This window comes from Opitutales bacterium (genome assembly GCA_013215165.1).
In the GTDB taxonomy this organism is placed as follows: Bacteria; Verrucomicrobiota; Verrucomicrobiia; order Opitutales; family JABSRG01; genus JABSRG01.
Window position 1 is genome coordinate 17,795 of the sequence record JABSRG010000046.1, and the last position, 15,782, is coordinate 33,576.

Annotated in this window: 17 protein-coding genes, 1 other RNA gene and 1 pseudogene; 5 read left to right on the forward strand and 14 right to left on the reverse strand. The window is 48.1% G+C overall.

What is annotated here, in order from left to right; genetic code table 11:
* Positions 1-220: 220 nt before the first annotated feature.
* The 5 genes from HRU10_10870 to HRU10_10890 are packed head-to-tail and all read right to left on the reverse strand — an operon-like array spanning position 221 to position 5,976.
* Positions 221-1,126, reverse strand: coding sequence for a glycosyltransferase (locus HRU10_10870; GenBank protein ID NRA27733.1), 906 nt, complete (start codon positions 1,124-1,126; stop codon positions 221-223).
* Complete coding sequence (locus tag HRU10_10875) at positions 1,123-2,472, reverse strand: hypothetical protein (protein ID NRA27734.1); 1,350 nt, start codon at positions 2,470-2,472, stop codon at positions 1,123-1,125. The genes HRU10_10870 and HRU10_10875 overlap by 4 nt, the downstream gene beginning before the upstream one ends.
* Positions 2,469-3,731, reverse strand: coding sequence for a glycosyltransferase (locus tag HRU10_10880; protein NRA27735.1), 1,263 nt, complete (start codon positions 3,729-3,731; stop codon positions 2,469-2,471). The genes HRU10_10875 and HRU10_10880 overlap by 4 nt, the downstream gene beginning before the upstream one ends.
* Positions 3,732-3,733: 2 nt before the next feature.
* Positions 3,734-4,750: a polysaccharide pyruvyl transferase family protein gene (locus HRU10_10885; protein NRA27736.1), complete on the reverse strand. Its 1,017-nt coding sequence runs from the start codon at positions 4,748-4,750 to the stop codon at positions 3,734-3,736.
* Entirely contained in the window at positions 4,747-5,976 is a 1,230-nt protein-coding gene (locus HRU10_10890) for a glycosyltransferase (GenBank protein NRA27737.1), read from the reverse strand. Before HRU10_10890 ends, HRU10_10885 begins: the two co-directional genes overlap by 4 nt.
* A gap of 71 nt (positions 5,977-6,047) precedes the next feature.
* Here HRU10_10890 and HRU10_10895 point away from each other — a divergent pair, with 71 nt between their 5' ends.
* Positions 6,048-6,881 (forward strand): sulfotransferase family 2 domain-containing protein, encoded by an 834-nt coding sequence (locus HRU10_10895; GenBank protein ID NRA27738.1) that lies wholly within the window; start codon positions 6,048-6,050, stop codon positions 6,879-6,881.
* A gap of 60 nt (positions 6,882-6,941) precedes the next feature.
* Here HRU10_10895 and HRU10_10900 read toward each other — a convergent pair whose 3' ends face one another.
* Together HRU10_10900 and HRU10_10905 are read right to left on the reverse strand one after the other, a co-directional pair.
* Entirely contained in the window at positions 6,942-7,100 is a 159-nt protein-coding gene (locus HRU10_10900; GenBank protein ID NRA27739.1) for an IS3 family transposase, read from the reverse strand.
* Positions 7,101-7,124: 24 nt separating this feature from the next.
* Positions 7,125-7,505 (reverse strand): DDE-type integrase/transposase/recombinase, encoded by a 381-nt coding sequence (locus HRU10_10905; protein NRA27740.1) that lies wholly within the window; start codon positions 7,503-7,505, stop codon positions 7,125-7,127.
* Between the two features lie 258 nt (positions 7,506-7,763).
* Between HRU10_10905 and HRU10_10910 the strand changes: the two genes are divergently transcribed.
* Entirely contained in the window at positions 7,764-8,177 is a 414-nt protein-coding gene (locus tag HRU10_10910; protein ID NRA27741.1) for a hypothetical protein, read from the forward strand.
* Between the two features lie 269 nt (positions 8,178-8,446).
* On the opposite strand, the gene HRU10_10915 is transcribed toward HRU10_10910, so the two are convergent.
* The 5 genes and pseudogenes from HRU10_10915 to HRU10_10935 form a co-directional block, all read right to left on the reverse strand.
* Complete coding sequence (locus tag HRU10_10915; protein NRA27742.1) at positions 8,447-9,184, reverse strand: SDR family oxidoreductase; 738 nt, start codon at positions 9,182-9,184, stop codon at positions 8,447-8,449.
* Between the two features lie 40 nt (positions 9,185-9,224).
* On the reverse strand, positions 9,225-9,818 hold the full coding sequence (locus HRU10_10920) for a TetR/AcrR family transcriptional regulator (GenBank protein NRA27743.1): 594 nt from the start codon (positions 9,816-9,818) through the stop codon (positions 9,225-9,227).
* A 220-nt stretch (positions 9,819-10,038) separates the two neighbouring features.
* Positions 10,039-11,715: a chemotaxis protein CheA gene (locus HRU10_10925; protein NRA27744.1), complete on the reverse strand. Its 1,677-nt coding sequence runs from the start codon at positions 11,713-11,715 to the stop codon at positions 10,039-10,041.
* Positions 11,596-11,877 (reverse strand): annotated as a pseudogene (locus HRU10_10930) (Hpt domain-containing protein). The gene HRU10_10925 and the pseudogene HRU10_10930 overlap by 120 nt, the downstream one beginning before the upstream one ends.
* Positions 11,802-12,323, reverse strand: coding sequence for a hypothetical protein (locus HRU10_10935; protein NRA27745.1), 522 nt, complete (start codon positions 12,321-12,323; stop codon positions 11,802-11,804). The pseudogene HRU10_10930 and the gene HRU10_10935 overlap by 76 nt, the downstream one beginning before the upstream one ends.
* Before the next feature lie 191 nt (positions 12,324-12,514).
* Here HRU10_10935 and HRU10_10940 point away from each other — a divergent pair, with 191 nt between their 5' ends.
* A complete protein-coding gene (locus HRU10_10940) occupies positions 12,515-13,672 on the forward strand; it encodes a histidinol-phosphate aminotransferase family protein (protein NRA27746.1) in 1,158 nt (385 codons plus the stop codon).
* A gap of 54 nt (positions 13,673-13,726) precedes the next feature.
* On the opposite strand, the gene HRU10_10945 is transcribed toward HRU10_10940, so the two are convergent.
* Together HRU10_10945 and ssrS are read right to left on the reverse strand one after the other, a co-directional pair.
* Entirely contained in the window at positions 13,727-14,443 is a 717-nt protein-coding gene (locus tag HRU10_10945; protein NRA27747.1) for a hypothetical protein, read from the reverse strand.
* A gap of 39 nt (positions 14,444-14,482) precedes the next feature.
* Positions 14,483-14,658: non-coding RNA, 6S RNA (ssrS, locus tag HRU10_10950), on the reverse strand.
* 550 nt (positions 14,659-15,208) lie between these two features.
* On the opposite strand from ssrS, the gene HRU10_10955 reads away from it, so the two are divergent.
* Both HRU10_10955 and HRU10_10960 read left to right on the forward strand, forming a co-directional pair.
* Positions 15,209-15,364, forward strand: a complete 156-nt coding sequence (locus HRU10_10955; protein NRA27748.1) for a hypothetical protein — start codon at positions 15,209-15,211, stop codon at positions 15,362-15,364.
* 115 nt (positions 15,365-15,479) lie between these two features.
* Positions 15,480-15,725: a hypothetical protein gene (locus HRU10_10960; protein NRA27749.1), complete on the forward strand. Its 246-nt coding sequence runs from the start codon at positions 15,480-15,482 to the stop codon at positions 15,723-15,725.
* The last annotated feature ends 57 nt before the right edge of the window (positions 15,726-15,782 follow it).

Genomic DNA, 15,782 nt, shown 5'->3' on the forward strand with positions numbered 1-15,782 from the left:
CCCCCCCCCCCTTCAACCTTGAGATCTGCGCTCGGAAATCCCCTTCGAGTATGCCTCGGCTTGTACTAGATTGAGCGGAAAACGACTTCAAAGCCTCCATTTTTAATCAAAGTGACGGATGCGCCTATGAAACGGCCTAAACTCTCATGAATGAAAACATCGAACGAGTCCGACTCACGAACAACGACCCGCTAAACAACCAACCTGGGACAGGCTCTACCTACTCTGTATCATGCAAAGATAAGTCGCCGCCCAATCGAATTTGTTTAAGTGTAGAATTGAGTTTCTTGCTCATAGTGGGAAGAATTTTAAAATTAATCTTAATTAAGTAAACGGCGAACATGTATCTTTTTATCACTTCTAGCTGAATCGGGCTGTCTCTACCCACAAAACTCATTGCCTGAAAGTGCGCCAACCGCCATAGCCAGGCCTTAGACCATACACCGCCCCCGTAGACGTAACTACAGCACAAAAATTCAATCCGACTTTCGAGCTTAAAAGAATTCGTTTTAGTCTGCACATAATCGCGATTTTTCGAAAAAACTTTATCAATAAAAACAAAATCTTGGTAACGCCCCATCCGAAGCCATAGGTCATAGTCCAAAGAAAGGTGTAGCCTTGAATTTATACCTCCAACCTGGTAGAAAAAATCTCTGAGAAAAAAAACCGAAGGTTGGCAGATATAGGTATGGTTCAGCAATTCATCATAACACCACTGTCTAACAGGCATCTGCCCTATCACAGAACCATTTTCGTCGACTTTCAGTGTTCGCCCATAAATTGCGGGGTTAGATTTCGATTCATTAGAAAAATAGTCGGAAACAAACCTAAGAGTCCCTGAGACATACTCATCGTCAGAATTCAACCATGCTATTATTTTATATTTGGCTAAAGAGACTCCCTTATTGACTGCATCTCCTTGGCCACGATCCTTCTCCGAGACAAATGTAATATCTAAACTCGGAAAGAGCCTAACTACATTCTCTGTTTCGTCACTGCTACAGGCATCACAAATAATTACTTCAAGTAGCGGATGTTCCTGATCTTTCACAGATTGTAACGCGGATCCTAAGAATCTGCCTTGATTGAAAGAAGGAATAATCACACTTACCCCATGTTGGCTCATAGATTTAAAATCCTTTTAAGTAGTCGCTCACCAAAAATAATTCGAAAGAAAAACAATCGGAATTTGGAACCCACTAAGTAAAACTTAATGTCCCTAAATTTTTTAAGACGCCTTTCTAATTCGATAATCCTTTTATCCTTGTGAGATATTGCTCGCTGACTGCAAATCAGCTCCTCCCTCATAGTTTGTAATGCAGATGACAGTTGCTCGTTCCTAGAAATCAAATTTTCTTTACGTCTCTGCAAAATTAAGACCTCCGCTGCATTCTTATTTAAATCACTTTCGAGTCTAGAAATCTTGCAGTCTAGTTGCTTTAGCCTAGTAGCATACCTTTGCTTCTGTCTCTGAGTAGTGCTAAAAGCCCTTTTAAGTCTCTGCTCTAATATGATGTTCTTCTTAATCAAAGATGCACCAGATTCGTTTCTACTAGAGATGAAGACCGGTCCATCTTTCACACCAAGGGTCGAGTTTCGACAAATTTTAAAGGGGTCAAAACGCTCAGAGACCCGAAAGTGCATAGCAATCTCATTAAAAAGATCAATTGAAGGTTTAATGGCAGATAAAAGCCCAGAAGGGAGCTCCGATTGGCCTGAGCTATGACCAGTGTGCCTAGAGAAAATTGAATCGTAATTAGCTCTCCAATCAACTCCTATCCGCCCAACCAAATTCCTAAGGCTTTCAATTGATTCTGAGCATAATTCTTCATGGATGTAAATCGATGTGTTTTTGAGCAACCCAGATCCAACCTGTTCATAATTGAATCTGTTTGTAAAATGCCAATACAACACCTGAGCCCCAACGATACCGAACATTCTGAGGCTTTCACGATAATTCAAATACTCTTCTCCAAAAATAGCGACCGACTGCTTGTCAAAACGATGAAAATCACTCGCATACAGCCCTTCTCCAAAATGACTAAAGGTCTTAGCCAGAGAACTGACTACTCGGATGGGATTACGAACAATGAAAATGATTTGTACATCAGGAGCAATTGCTTCCAAAAACAGCCCGCGTGAACTAGCTCGGATAAATTTGGCTAAAAAATTAGGATAATCCCCAATTAGCTGCTTAAAGTGCCGGTAACAGAATGTATTCTCTAAGCCTTCCAATGACTCAACATAAAGAGGAATCGTTTTATTTGCGAGAATACCAGCAGGAGAGGAATTATCAATCGTTGACAGAAAAGGCCCTAATTCCTCGTAGGATTTACCCCATGTCGGTTTACCCCAATAAAATGGTTCATAAATCCCATATGGATGGACACCATCTTGCTCTAAAACTCGATACAAAAAATCGAATAAATTCGATGTGCCTGATCGACCGTTCCCTGATATAATAAGACTCATTTAGGAGGCTCAACAGAAAGTTTTTTATACAACAATTTGTAGCTCTCTTTCATTTTGTGAATTGAATAGTTCTCTTCAACATGTGTTCGAGCCTCCTTTTTATATCTTTCCAGAATACCTTGATTTTGGCATAGACTTATAATAGATTTGCTCATTTGTTGAACATCGCCTTTTCGACAAAGCAACCCAGTATGTTTGTTGATAACTATTTCAGGGACACCGCCCACGTCAAAAGCCACAACGGCGAGACCCGAAGCATGTGCTTCCAAGAGAGTGTTTGGTAAATTGTCCTGGATAGAAGTAAAAATGAAAATATCCGATAGACCCATATACCTCGCTACTATACGGTGGTCATCCACATATCCAACCTCGATAACTCTGACTATCGTCGACTCAAAATCCACGCCCAAACCTCCCTTTCCGAGCACCAACAAGTCTATTTTCACTGGAGACGATTTGACTAAGCGTTCAACTAACTCGATCAAAAGAGCACCTCCTTTTCTCGGATTTCCGTCCACACGCTCGGCTGCGAAAAGTAAAACTACGGCATCCTTACGAATCCCGAGATTCACTTTGTATTTTGAATCTTTGGCGGGTTGGAAAATTTCCAAATCAACACCGTTAGGAATATGATGCATCCGCTCCTTGCGGAAAGTGCCTGCTTCAACGTTCACCTTAGCTAGCCATTCCGATGGGGAAACCGCATGAACTCCTGACTTCTCAATTATGCGGTGCTTGTAGCGACGATTAAGACGAGTCCCATCTCGTTGCAATTTCGGATAAAAATCCAAATGAGGACACTTACCACAAGCAACCTTCCATCGCTCACAACTCAGAGGATATGCACAGTGCCCAGTAAGTGACCACATGTCATGTAGCGTCCAAACCACGGGAGCAAATTGAGACAACTTTTGAAGTAGACTGATCTGGAAAAACCCCAGATCGCCCCCATGGATATTGTGAAGGTGAATAATATCCGGCCTCATGCTCTTCGCGCGAGACAGTATATGCTTCTGCGGAATTGGGAGGTGCCTATACTGAATGCCTACCTGACAATTGATAAAATATGGCAGGGTATGCTCCCAGAATGAATCACGATTTCCAGATCGCAGCTGCTCCACTCCACCAAATCTAGAAGCTTTTCGCATGACCAAAGTGTGAACCCTGATCCGATCAGCCTTCAGGGCGTCGGCGAGACGCATGGCCGCAAGGCCGGCTCCTCCAACGACATCATCGGTGTTGATGGTAAGAACTTTCATTCCTAAGAGACAGCCTCGCGCAATGATTTTTTGTATTTATCAATGTTAGCCCAGGGCATATCAATCTGCGGCCTGTAGGGTGAATCAAGCAGCCCTTTCAGCTTTTCCAAACATAATCGCTCCACAACAGGCAAGCCTGTCTCCTTCGCTATCTCAGTCGCCCGATTATCGACGCTTACGATCGCGCTCAGGCACTTATGCTGCAATGCACGGACTCCTGCGTGCAAACGTGTGCCGACGTAGTCGACTGTACCTGATGAGAGCTTGGAATCCAACGCTGCTAAGCTGGGAGGTAATAATTCGAAGTCTTTAATGTCTAATGATTTAGCATATTTCAAATCCCCTCCACCCTGTATCCATAAATAAGTCTTTTTATATCTTTGTTTGAGAATTCTGAGCATCCTTGAATCCGCCTCTTTGTGTGGTTTGTAGAAAGTGATTGTAGTCACAACCTCCTCCTTGCGCTCCTTCGAGACCTCTGCCATATGATCAGCATCAAGCCCCCACATTGTTACACAGCCGGTGTTCAAGACATTTGAAATGCCAACACTTTTCAACTTTTCCAAAGTATAACCGTCTCTTACTGAGTGGTAGGCAGCCTTGTGCAGAATATTTTTGAGAAGATTAGTGGTATATTCATTAGGAGCGGTTTTCTGATACTGCCACCAACCGACAGCCATCAGAATAATATTCCTCAATTCATCAGCATTACGCGGCTCAAGCTTCCACTGGTTTACTCTACGCTCAGGCTCCGAATAAATTTTCTCGAAAACGGGAAGCTCTTTCTGCCAAGTTAGCGGCATCTTCATATTCGCTGAAAGCAAGTTTGTCCCTCCAACAACAGAGAAATTTGACTTACTTATCATTTTTTTTGATTCAACCCCCAAGTAGTCATGTGTCGCGACATTCACAAAATACTCCAGGGGAAAGATATCGCTAAGCTGTTTCTTAACGGCATCCATTATGATTTGGTCGCCCAGATTTTCGCTCGCGATAGATGTATCTAATATCGTAATCATTTTAGTCCAAAGAATTTTAAAATCGTTTTTTGGTGTGCGTCTACCGATCTCTTACCAGCATAAGACAAAGCAAATCGATGCATTTCAATATAAGCAGAACTACCAGTATCAGGTAAACAGCTGATCGTGTTAACAAACGAACCGATATCGTGGGCTTTGTAAGAGAGACCAACACCGAACTTTCCAACCCTATACCCGATGCAACCATGGGAAGATGCCAAAACGGGTTTCCCATAAGCCATAGAAAATGCAAACACTCCGCTAGAGCCCTGGTAATCAGCTGTATAGGGGAGGACAACATAATCAGCATTTGAATACTGCTCCTGAATCACTTTTTCTTCAAAGTACCCGTCGTGCCATTCAATAGAATGGCTCAACGACAAGAGCTGCGCCCTGAGATTGACTGTGTCTTGCGCAAGTCTTCCATACAAAACAAACTCGACTGATTCTCTTGGAAACCGAGGGTGCTTCACCACTCGGAGAACATCGATAAGACCTTTTCGGCGTGTCTGAATCCCCACTAGCAGCAGCCTCAACTTACGGACTCGCGGCCGCCCCAGACTCGGTTGGCTAACCCTGGCAAGTAATTCTTTGGGGCCTGGATCAGGAATATCCAAACAGCAACTCATCTTTTTTTTCAAACCTAGGTCACCATCGAACACCCGCTCATCTAGAACCCCGAACTTAGCATTTGGAAATGAATTCAATAGGCTCATACAGGTCTTTCTCTTATTCGAATATTTCTTCCCTAACCCAAATCGACGTCGAACCCTTCGGAAAAAAGACTTCGGAAGAGGGTTAACGACCCTTGAAAACCAATGCTCAAAATCGTAATCAACCAAAATCATCGGAATTTGCGACTTTAAAGACGGACGTCGACGCACTACATCATACAATAAAGGGAAAAATTCTTTAACTCCCGTAAAGTAAATTCCCGACGGCGGGCTATCCCCTTCTATAACATTCTCAAGAAAATTCGCAACATCCTCGACAACCCGTTCAGGTATAAGACCAAACCAGAAATCGTCTGGAAGCAGAAGTTTGTTCAAGACTTCTATTCCAGATCCCTCAAATATGGCCTCGCCATGACAGTCTAGCCCCTGAGATCGCGTCAGAACCTGAACCTTCCCATAGGGCAAAAATGCACCGGCGGCGTGGTGAGTGAAAAACAAACGGCTACCCCGCAAGATAGGGTCGACGATCAAAAAAGAGCGCTTAGGCTTCATTCGATCTTCAACTTAGTACGATACCAGTGATAGCATGAATATTATCCAGCACTGATCCTAGATTTTGAAAAATGAATGAACTACCTGAGACTACAAGACACATACCTAAAAACCCGAATTCTGGCTCTCTATTCGATCGTGTAAAGAAACAATTACTACCCGAAAAACGCACCCTAATTTTCATTCACATCCCAAAAACAGCTGGAACTACTTTGGTAAGAAGAATCAAACTCAACTTTAAAAATAATGCCCTTGCTCTACCGACCGACAATCTAAGATCAAAAATTGAGAACATTCGCGACTTCCCGAACGACTACGAAAAGTACCGCTTTATTCACGGCCATTGCCCACATGGCCTCGGCAGGCTCTTGGCGAATGATTCAAAATCTATCACATTGCTCCGAGATCCGGTCGAGCGAGTGATTTCGTCGTTTTATCATATAAAGAGATTCTCCCAACACCCTCTACATCATGAAGTCTCGAAAATGAATGTGGTAGACTTTTCTCAAAACCAGCATTGGCCACAATTCTACAACTCAAGTACTCGACTTCTTGGAGCAGAGATGGGCAATTTTTCTCTGGAAGAATACCTCAGGTTCAACAAGTCCATCGCAGATGAAAATTCTTACGCAAGAGCAGAGTTCGCCGTTAACAGCGAGATTCTTGTGGGCATACAAGAGCACTTCGAGGAATCGACTCTTCTTTTTAAACGAATCCTCAACCTGAAAAACATCGATATGACCGGATCAGAAATGATAAATCGAAACAGACCCAGAACTAATGAGTTTTCAGAAAGGGAAATCGAGAAGATACGAGAATCTCAAGAGCTTGACCAGCGATTATATGAGGTTGCAAAGCAACGGTTTGTCACTCTTTGCGATCAGGCTGAGATTGAAGTGGCCTGACTTTACTGGACAAAGGGTACTTTAGCTTTGCTTTCTATTAGTTGTTGTGGATGCAAGCAGTCAAGCATCCTCCCTTGCCCCCCATGGGGGCGCGATTTTTTCCTCGAACTGAATGGGGTTCTGATAGCCCAGCGAAGAGTGCTTTCTGTAGCGATTGTAGAACACTTCGATATATTCAAAGACATGGCTGGGGACAGCCTCTTCGTCTTTGAAGACCACCCCTCTGACGCTGGAGCTCTTGTATCATCCATAGAAGGACTCTTGAGCGGCATTATCATAGCAGTTTCCCTGGGGACTCATACTTTGAGTGATGCCAAAGCTTGGCAGCAGATGACTGTATTCGTAGCTCGAACACGTGCTGCCACGATCGCTGTGATGTATCAGACCTTCGGGGATTTCACCTCCGCGTGTCATCACTGCTGAGTGCAAAGCCGCGCAGATTAAAGCGCTGTTGTTCGAGGCAGACACGCTCCAACCGATGATTCTTCGACTACACAGATCCATAACTGTTGCAAGGTAGCACCGGCCCGCATCAGTGCGCAGATAAGTCGTATCCGCGACCCAAGCTTGATCACAAAGATCGGGTTCACCGAGTTCACGCAGCAGGTTGGGGCTATATCGAATGGCACTAAGTTAAGGCTGTTTCCTTCGATTTGTTAATGGTGAAAAAAATGGGTTGGTGGCGACTTTAAGAGAGGCTTTTTCGCAGAACTCAGCAAGTTTTAGGGTGTGAAAAAAACAAACATACTTCGACTCCATGATTCACCTATCTGGCGGCCGCCGCCAAAAGACTATGCTGGGACGTTTAAAAGATGCTTTGCAGGCTGCTCAGGAGCGTTCAATCAGTCATGGGAATCCTCTTTGAAGATGTCTTACCGGCACATGTTTAAAGCGCTTTTTCAATGCGCAAACGCACCTTTTGTCAGCGCAACACATTCTGAGTTTGGCTGGGACAGTTTTGGTCAGCGGGTGAGGGAGGACCTGTGGCGAGCCTGCGTCATGCTTTGCGCGGTGCTCAGGCGATACAAGCCGGTAAATGCATTTCGCGTCTCTTCTACATCGACATCGGCCTACGCTCAAGCGCGGGAGCGCCTGAAGACCGCACTCATTCAAGATGCCTACGAGCGTGTGCTCAATGCGCTCGGAGCGGGCGAGACCGTGCCCGGCTTTGCTGGGCATCGCATTCATTTGGTGGACTCAACCACAGTTACTGCCGCTGACACCCCTGATACTCAAAAGTGTTTTACTCAGAGTAGTCAGTGTGCACCAGGCCACTTCATTCTCATAGAGATTTGATCGAATGCATATTTGTGAAGGAATCAATCTGTATGCGAACCGATCGGCCTTAGTCTGAATTTGAAGTAGTTAAAATGATTGGCCACGGAAGACGCGAAATTGCGTGGGGTGTGTGGTTGGGGGTAGAGTGTATCTGATGCCTTGCTGGGGGAGATTTTTTATGGGGTCATGACGAAGCATGTCCGTCCAAGTTTCTTGTGGATTGTAAAAAACACGGCTCCTTTGAGGGGGCCGTGTTTCTTTGGGTGGGGTTGACTGGAGTCTCGGCTTTACGCTTCGGCCAGGGTGGCTTCGATGAAGTTTTCGGCAAAGGGTTGGTAGCCGGTCCAGAATTGTTGGGCTATGGTGTCGGGGAAGGCGTGGAAATCGCCGGCTTCGATGGCGCGGACAATTTCGTTGGCCACGACGCTGGGTGGGTCGCCCACGTCGCCGAATCCGGCTTCGTGGGCCATGTCGGTTTTGATGGGGCCGGGGTGGACGCTGACGACTTGGGTGTTTTGTTCAGCGAGTTTTTCGCGGAGTCCTTGGGTGAGGGAATACGATGCCGCTTTTGAGGCGGAATAGGTGGCGAAGTCTGAGAAGTTTTTCAGGGATGCTACCGAGTTGAGCTGAGCGAGCACGCCGCCGCCGTTGGCTTTGAGGATGGGTGCAAAAGCTTGGGCGATGCGCAGTAGGCCGTAGACGTTGGTCTCGAGTTCTTCTTTGAATGTATCAATCGCGTGAGGATCGAGGGGTGAAGCGAGGCGCAGGATACCGGCGTTGTTTATGACGATGTCTACGTCGCCCGCAGCGTCGGCAGCGATTTGGACTGAATCTGACTTGGATACGTCCAGGGCGAGGGGGACTATTTTGTCTCCGTATTGATCCGCTAGTGGCTGGACGGAGGCGATGTTTCGGGCGGTGGCGTATACTTTTTTCGCCCCCGCGGCTAGGACGGCTTCGACGATTGTTTTGCCGATACCACGATTGGATCCCGTGATGAGGATAGTGCTGTTTGCTATGTTCATATCTTTGACCGTTAGGTTTAGGTTGTTGAAAAAAAATGCGTTAAGTGCGAAGGATTTGTTTCTGGGTGACTTCTAGGGCGCTGCGGATGACTTCTTCGGATGTTGAGATCCGTCCGACTAGGGCGACGCCTTGGCTAATGCAGAGGAGGGTGCGTGCGACATCACGGGGTGCTGCGGAGAGCTTGAGTTCCCCATTCGCCGATGCTTGTTCCATGGCGTCGGTGAGGAGGTCTTCTACAAGGGTAAGGCCTTCACGTAGGGTTTCGGCAGCTTCGATGTCTGCGTCGTCGAAATCTGCCATGCATGTGCCCAGGAGGCAGCCTTTGCTTTGAGGCTCACTGTGGCTTTGAATCCAGATTGAAAAGAGTGTTTGGAGATTTTGGACCAGGGAGTCGCTGTTGGGATCGAAGAGCACCGCGGTCATGTCGCTGATGGACTTGCGGGTGTAGGCGCGGATAGCTTTGAAGAAGAGCGAGCGCTTGTCCCCAAAGGTGTCGTAAAGGCTTTTTTTGCCGATGCCCATGGCTTCGGTGAGCAGGGAAAGCGAGGTGCCATTGTATCCGTGCGTCGAGAAGACATTGATGGCATCCATCAATGCTGCGTCTGGATCAAATTGTTTGGCGGGACCTGGCATGTGTTTGAAGTTTGCTAACCTAAACCGATCAGTCAAGTATGGAGTTTGAAAAAAGTGTGTTTTTTTGAAAAGGATTTTTTCTATCCGCTAATGGACGCGAATGAGCGCTAATTTAATTGTGTGGTGCCCAGCTCTTTGTGGTGATCGGGAAACTGGGGTTCGGAGCTGTAGAGAGCCGAGCTGGGGCTTGGCGTTCCCAGGAGGGGAGTCGCGTTCTTTCCTAAGCTGCGGAGGTCGCTGCGATTGCTTTTTTACTGCCTAAGCTCGCTGGGTCTAAGATGAGCGCAATTGATCCGTCGCCGAGAATTGCTCCGCCGGCGACACCTTGGATGCGACCGACAAGCGAGCCGAGATTCTTGATCACTACCTCTTGTTTACTGATCATTTCGTCAACAAAGAGTGCGATAGGGCGCCCGATCGTTTCGATGATAACGAGGATGCCATCAGTCAGATCGTTCTTCGCCTCAGGGATGTTGAACTGTTCGTGGAGCCGGATGATTGGAAGTGTTTTTCCGCGGAGTTCGATGACTTCTACATTACCCTGAATTTTAGAGAGCTGATCTGCGTCCGGTTTCATGGCCACCTTGATGGTTGGGGTGGGGAGGATAAAGCGCTCTTCACCGACCCTCACTATCAGGCCATCGATGATTGCCATAGTGAGGGGCAGTTTGATCTGAAAAGTGGTGCCATGTCCGTATTCGGAAGAGACTTCCACAGAGCCGCGGAGGTTTTCGATGTTGCGTCGGACTACGTCCATTCCCACGCCGCGGCCTGATAGGTCTGTCACTGACTCGGCAGTGGAGAATCCTGCTGCGAAGATAAGATTTTCGATTTCATTCTTCGACATTTGGGCATCGGGAGATACGATGCCGCGTTCAACAGCTTTTTCTAAAATTTTCTCGGTATGGAGTCCTTTTCCATCATCTGACAATTCGATGACGATTGACCCCCCCTGGTGAAATGCTCCCAGTCGGACTGTGCCAGTGGCTGACTTTCCGGCTTCGATCCGCGCTTCGGGGCTCTCCAAGCCGTGGTCGATGGCGTTGCGGATCATATGAACGAGCGGGTCGCCGATCAACTCGATGACGTTGCGGTCCAGTTCGGTTTCCTCACCCGATGTTTCAAAGTCTACTTTTTTGCCCAGGTTGGCTGCGATATCCCGGACCATGCGGCCTGCCTTTTGAAAGGTGGGTTTAATCGGGACCATGCGCAGGGCCATTGAGGTATGCTGCAGTTCTTTTGTGATCCGCGATAGCTGAGATATGCCGCGCTGAAGCTGCATGTTTTTATGATTCTCGTCGCGCGTGCTTTCGTGGATCTGGCTTTGCACAATCACCAATTCGCCGACCATATCCATGAGGTTGTCGAGTTTTGTGGTCGATACGCGTATGAAGCTTTCGTCCGCTTTCGGAGCCTTACGTTGTGCCTTTTGAGGTGCAGGTTTTGGGGCTTTCTTTTGATCCTGGGGTTCGGCTGGTGCTTTGGGCTCTTCCGTTGGTGATGCTTCCGTGGGCACCTGTGCGTTTGGCGATAGGCTATTATTTGAGGCGGTTTGCCCAAAAATCGCCTGTGCCATCTCCAAAGTGGTGGGTAGATTTTCTTCGGAACCGGCTTGCTCAGAAATGAGGTGGCCAGGTGTGGCGGGCTGTTCTGGTTCAGGCGCCGCTGCTTTACCTTCTGCTGCTAGCTTGACCTCCCAGATGATGTCTGAGACTTGGATTACGTCTGCCGGTAGCGTGCCATCGTTGAGGCAAAGGGTGATTTGTCCGACTAATTCCTCAATTGCGTCCTTACCGCGCAAAATGCCTGTCACCAGGTTTGATTCTAAAACGATCTCGCCGTTCCTAGCTTTATCCAGAACCGACTCGAGCTCGTGAGCAAGCTTTTGCAGGGGCACCAAATGAAGAAATCCCGCTACGCCCTTTAGGGTATGAAAGGAACGGAACAGGGAGTTAAGGCTTTCGCGGTCATCGGGATTTTTCTCTATCGTAAGCAGGGACTCCTCAATCTGCTCGAGATGATCGACGGCTTCGCTTTGAAATTCCTGGAGGAGTTCCAGGTCTTCTTCTGGATGAGTTCGAGTAGAATATCTACCTCGTCGGCGAGTTTCTTTAGTTCATTTGCATCTTCTACAGAGGGGGTCGCACTTGGACTAACTTCTTCGGAATTGGGTTCAGGAGCGACAGAGCTTTCAAAAGGAAACGGTTCTGCGCCGGAATTCACCTGCGAAATCGCAATCTGGGCCCAATTTATGAAATCTTGGACCTGCTGGAGAGTCGGCGCATCCCAGGTCGTTTCAACGTCAAGTCTCTGGTCGACGGTCTGGTGGACCATTTTGGCAGCTTCGAGAAACGGACTGCTGTCTGCGACTTCAGCTAGCTCGCCTACCATGCAAAACGAAGGTATCAATCCCGCATCGCTCTCGGCCTGGGCGTGGACGATTTCGGTGGCTATTTGGTTAACGAGGTCGACGACCGTATTGAGTGTATCTGTGTTGATTGGCATGAGCTGGTGGTCCGACAAACAGGATCTGAGATTACGGAATCAAAGCCGGAGGCACCCTACCGCCCTCGAATCTATTTCTAAGCTTTCTCGGCTCAATCAGTCATTGGCTATAATGGGCAATGGTGGCTGGTATGGCCCGTGCTCGATTCTTTCGGTCATTGCGACCCAACCAACCACAACTGATTAAAAAGATGCTTCCAAATAATATTCAGAACTTAACCCGTGCGGCTACTCTCGCCGTAGCGCTGTCCCTTGGGATAGCAGGTACGACACATGCCCAGGAATATGTCCCAACTCTCCCAGATAGCCCTATTCGTCTGAGCAGTAATGAAAACCACTTCGGCTTCTCTCCCAAGGCAATCGAGGCCATGAAAGAGGCACTCGACAACGGTAGTTTCTATAACCGTAACAACGTCAACGACCTCGAAGCCCTACTTGCTGAAATGGAAGGCGTGCCCGAAGACTACATTATCACGACGCCTGGTTCTGGCCCGATCCTCATCATGACTGCTTTGGCTTATGCTGAGAAAGGGAAAAATGTCGTCACGACAGAGATGGGATATACCCAACTTGTTCGTAGATTTGCAGCTAAAGGTGGGGATGTGAAATTTGCCCCACTTGGGGAGGACATGGGTTATGATCTCGATGCCCTGCGCGCGGAGATCGATGGCGACACGGCTATTGTATACATCTGCAATCCGAACAACCCGACTGGAGTGATGATCGATCCCAATGAGCTGCGCCAGTTCATCATGACGGTGCCACAAGATATCCTCGTTTTCATTGATGAGGCCTACTTAGAATTGTCCAGCGGCACGCTGAAAAGTAATACCATGATTCCGCTGACAAAGATTCGGAAGAATCTCATCGTCTGCCGTACGTTCTCAAAAGGCTATGGCATGGCAGGTCACCGCATCGGTTTTGGCGCCGCCCATCCGGATGTGCTTTCCAAGCTCCAGATGTATTCGTATGGAGGACTTTCATATCTCTCGGCGATCGGCGCGATCGAGGCACTAAAGGACTCAGAATACTTCCAGAGCAATATCGACAATTACAAGACGATTCGTGCCTACACAGCTGCGAAGTTGGACGCGATGGGCATCGAATATGCCGATCCGCAGGGTGCATTCATCTATTTTAAGGCGGGCGTCCCTAACGCTTTGGTGCGTGAGGCAATGCTGGCTGCGGGTGTTGCCGTGACGACCTCGCGTGAGTCGGGTGTCGAGCCTGGCACCTTCGACCTTTGGACACGCGTATCGATTGGCAAAAAAGAGCACATGGACCAGTTCCTTGAGGTCCTCGCCAAGCTGATTGGCAAAGAATTCGAAGCGACTGATTTGAGTATCTAGTCGCCTCAGCTATTGATTTCCACACCTAGGCGTCTCCGGATGGAGGCGCCTTTTTTATGCTTCTTTCCAGCGATTACTCGCGACGAAGAGCATAATTAGGCTCCAAGCCATACTTGCGAAGAGAAAAAGGGTAAACTGAAGGGGCCCGGGCAACGCGTAGATGAACAGCAGCATGATAGGCCAGTAGCCGAGCCCCATAGCCCAGAGTGGCAGCACGCGTTCGCGGTAGGTCGACAGGGTCAGGTGCGGCAACACCCTGCGGAGGCGATATCCTTCTTCGTGAAGAATGAAGAGGCAGACGATGCTCGGTACAGCGAAAAATGGCGCGAACAGCAGCTGGTCAAACAACACCTTTTTCAAGAGCACGCTCGGCGCTGAATCGACTCCGAAGACCCGGTCCTGGAACAGGTAGAAATAATACACTGCAAAGCCGAGCCACCCGAGAATGAGCATGCGATGTAGCCATTCACCCACTTTCAACGGAGGAATGTGCTTCGGTCGAAATTTCAGCTTCAATAACTCTGGAACGATGACCCCTGTGATCACATTGCTGACCACGGCAAACCAGACACCGCCGTTTTGTTGGATGGTCGCTACTTGCGCACAGACGTCACGGAGCGGTTGCCAAAGAAAATAGGTGACCGCAAAGATCAGAGCGGCGCATTGGATAGCGATAAACAGCTTCCAGTAAGTCTGGAGTGCCACGAAGCCTGGGTGCAGAATCTCGGCTAAAACCCCTCGGATACTGCGTTGTCTCTGACGTTCCGCCATCACATTTCTATTCCATCACCACTCAAGCTTTGCAAAAAAAAGAGCCCCGCATGTGCCGTATAGAGGGAACTCTTTGACCTGTTTGGCGCAAGGTGGGGATCTTCCTTTGGCATTCTGCCTTCCGGTTTACGGCCTGACTTCCTACCAAAGGGGCTGATCCCCGAGTAGCTGAGAGTAAGGAAAGAGTTCTATGGTCACGAACACCGCAGGGGAGATTGGAAACATAGTAAAAGTCCTGTGATTACAACACGAAAGGCGGAGTCTTGGATACATCAGGGGGCATTGAGAGAACGGGCATTTGTGAGGGGTATCCGCTAATGGACGCGAATAAACGCTAATATTTTTTTCGGGATGGTGAGTGTTTGTTCAAAAAAATCAGCATGCTAGATCAAGCCGGGGGGTTGAGCAGTCCGCAAAAGCTGTAGCAGCGGCGCTCTGTCGCCGCTTGGGCCGTTTTTCGAACCAAGGCTAAACCCTCACATACACTCTCCTACGGCCTATTTTTTGGCCGCAGAAAGCGCGGAATTCCGCGGAAGTGATTTGAGTAAAGTATACCTCTCGATTTTCAACTTCCGCGTTGTTCCGCGTCTTCCGCGGCCAAGTCAGAGCGTGCTGTATTTGAATTGGCAAAAAGACGTTTCAGGTCTTCCTTCGGCGGCGTCGCAGCACCAGCCTTCGAGCACTACCTACGCTTGGAGGGGCAAGCTTTGTTGTGACCCAGCGCACATAGAGACCAGACACTGCAAGCGACCGAATTTGTGCAGAATGCTCCTTAAAGCTCTTGTTGTAGCAGCGGCGCTCTGTCGCCGCATGGGAGTCTTTGCGGCCTTAACCAGGCCGTTCCGCCGAGCCGACCCAGCGGCTTGGCTTGCTAAAGCGGCGATTCGAGTTTTCGATTTGGATCAAGATACGAAACGTTAATCGTGATCGTTGTCTTAATCGAGATCCGGCAGATTACGACAATGACAACGAGACAGGTTGCGCAGGAATGCTTTTTAATAATTCATGATCAGGTTCGGTATGCGCAGTCGACTTCATGGCTATGCAAATTTACGAGCACCCGATCCGAGAGACACCCTGGAATCGTGGCCATATCCTGTTGGCATTCACCTGGTGCGTTCTCTTTACCAGTGCAATGATGCGCTTTTGCTTGGCTGCGATCTACCTATTGTTCGATACGTCAGCCGAGCCCCTGATGGCCTTCTTTGCTTCAGGCTCATTTTTACTCATAGCTGTCTTTCTTCTGGATATTTTGAAAACCCATTTCACAGCCATCCCATAAGACCTGATGGCGGAGATCAAACCTGAGTATTGATGGGCTGTAGCGGTTGATCGTGTC

Coding starts and splice junctions, on each gene's coding strand:
- HRU10_10870 (NRA27733.1), bottom strand. CDS start 1,126: ATGAGCCAACATGGGGTAAGTGTGATTATTCCTTCTTTCAATCAAGGC.
- HRU10_10875 (NRA27734.1), bottom strand. CDS start 2,472: ATGAGTCTTATTATATCAGGGAACGGTCGATCAGGCACATCGAATTTA.
- HRU10_10880 (NRA27735.1), bottom strand. CDS start 3,731: ATGAAAGTTCTTACCATCAACACCGATGATGTCGTTGGAGGAGCCGGC.
- HRU10_10885 (NRA27736.1), bottom strand. CDS start 4,750: ATGATTACGATATTAGATACATCTATCGCGAGCGAAAATCTGGGCGAC.
- HRU10_10890 (NRA27737.1), bottom strand. CDS start 5,976: ATGAAGCCTAAGCGCTCTTTTTTGATCGTCGACCCTATCTTGCGGGGT.
- HRU10_10895 (NRA27738.1), top strand. CDS start 6,048: ATGAATGAACTACCTGAGACTACAAGACACATACCTAAAAACCCGAAT.
- HRU10_10910 (NRA27741.1), top strand. CDS start 7,764: ATGTTTAAAGCGCTTTTTCAATGCGCAAACGCACCTTTTGTCAGCGCA.
- HRU10_10915 (NRA27742.1), bottom strand. CDS start 9,184: ATGAACATAGCAAACAGCACTATCCTCATCACGGGATCCAATCGTGGT.
- HRU10_10920 (NRA27743.1), bottom strand. CDS start 9,818: ATGCCAGGTCCCGCCAAACAATTTGATCCAGACGCAGCATTGATGGAT.
- HRU10_10935 (NRA27745.1), bottom strand. CDS start 12,323: ATGCCAATCAACACAGATACACTCAATACGGTCGTCGACCTCGTTAAC.
- HRU10_10940 (NRA27746.1), top strand. CDS start 12,515: ATGCTTCCAAATAATATTCAGAACTTAACCCGTGCGGCTACTCTCGCC.
- HRU10_10945 (NRA27747.1), bottom strand. CDS start 14,443: ATGGCGGAACGTCAGAGACAACGCAGTATCCGAGGGGTTTTAGCCGAG.
- HRU10_10955 (NRA27748.1), top strand. CDS start 15,209: ATGCTCCTTAAAGCTCTTGTTGTAGCAGCGGCGCTCTGTCGCCGCATG.
- HRU10_10960 (NRA27749.1), top strand. CDS start 15,480: ATGGCTATGCAAATTTACGAGCACCCGATCCGAGAGACACCCTGGAAT.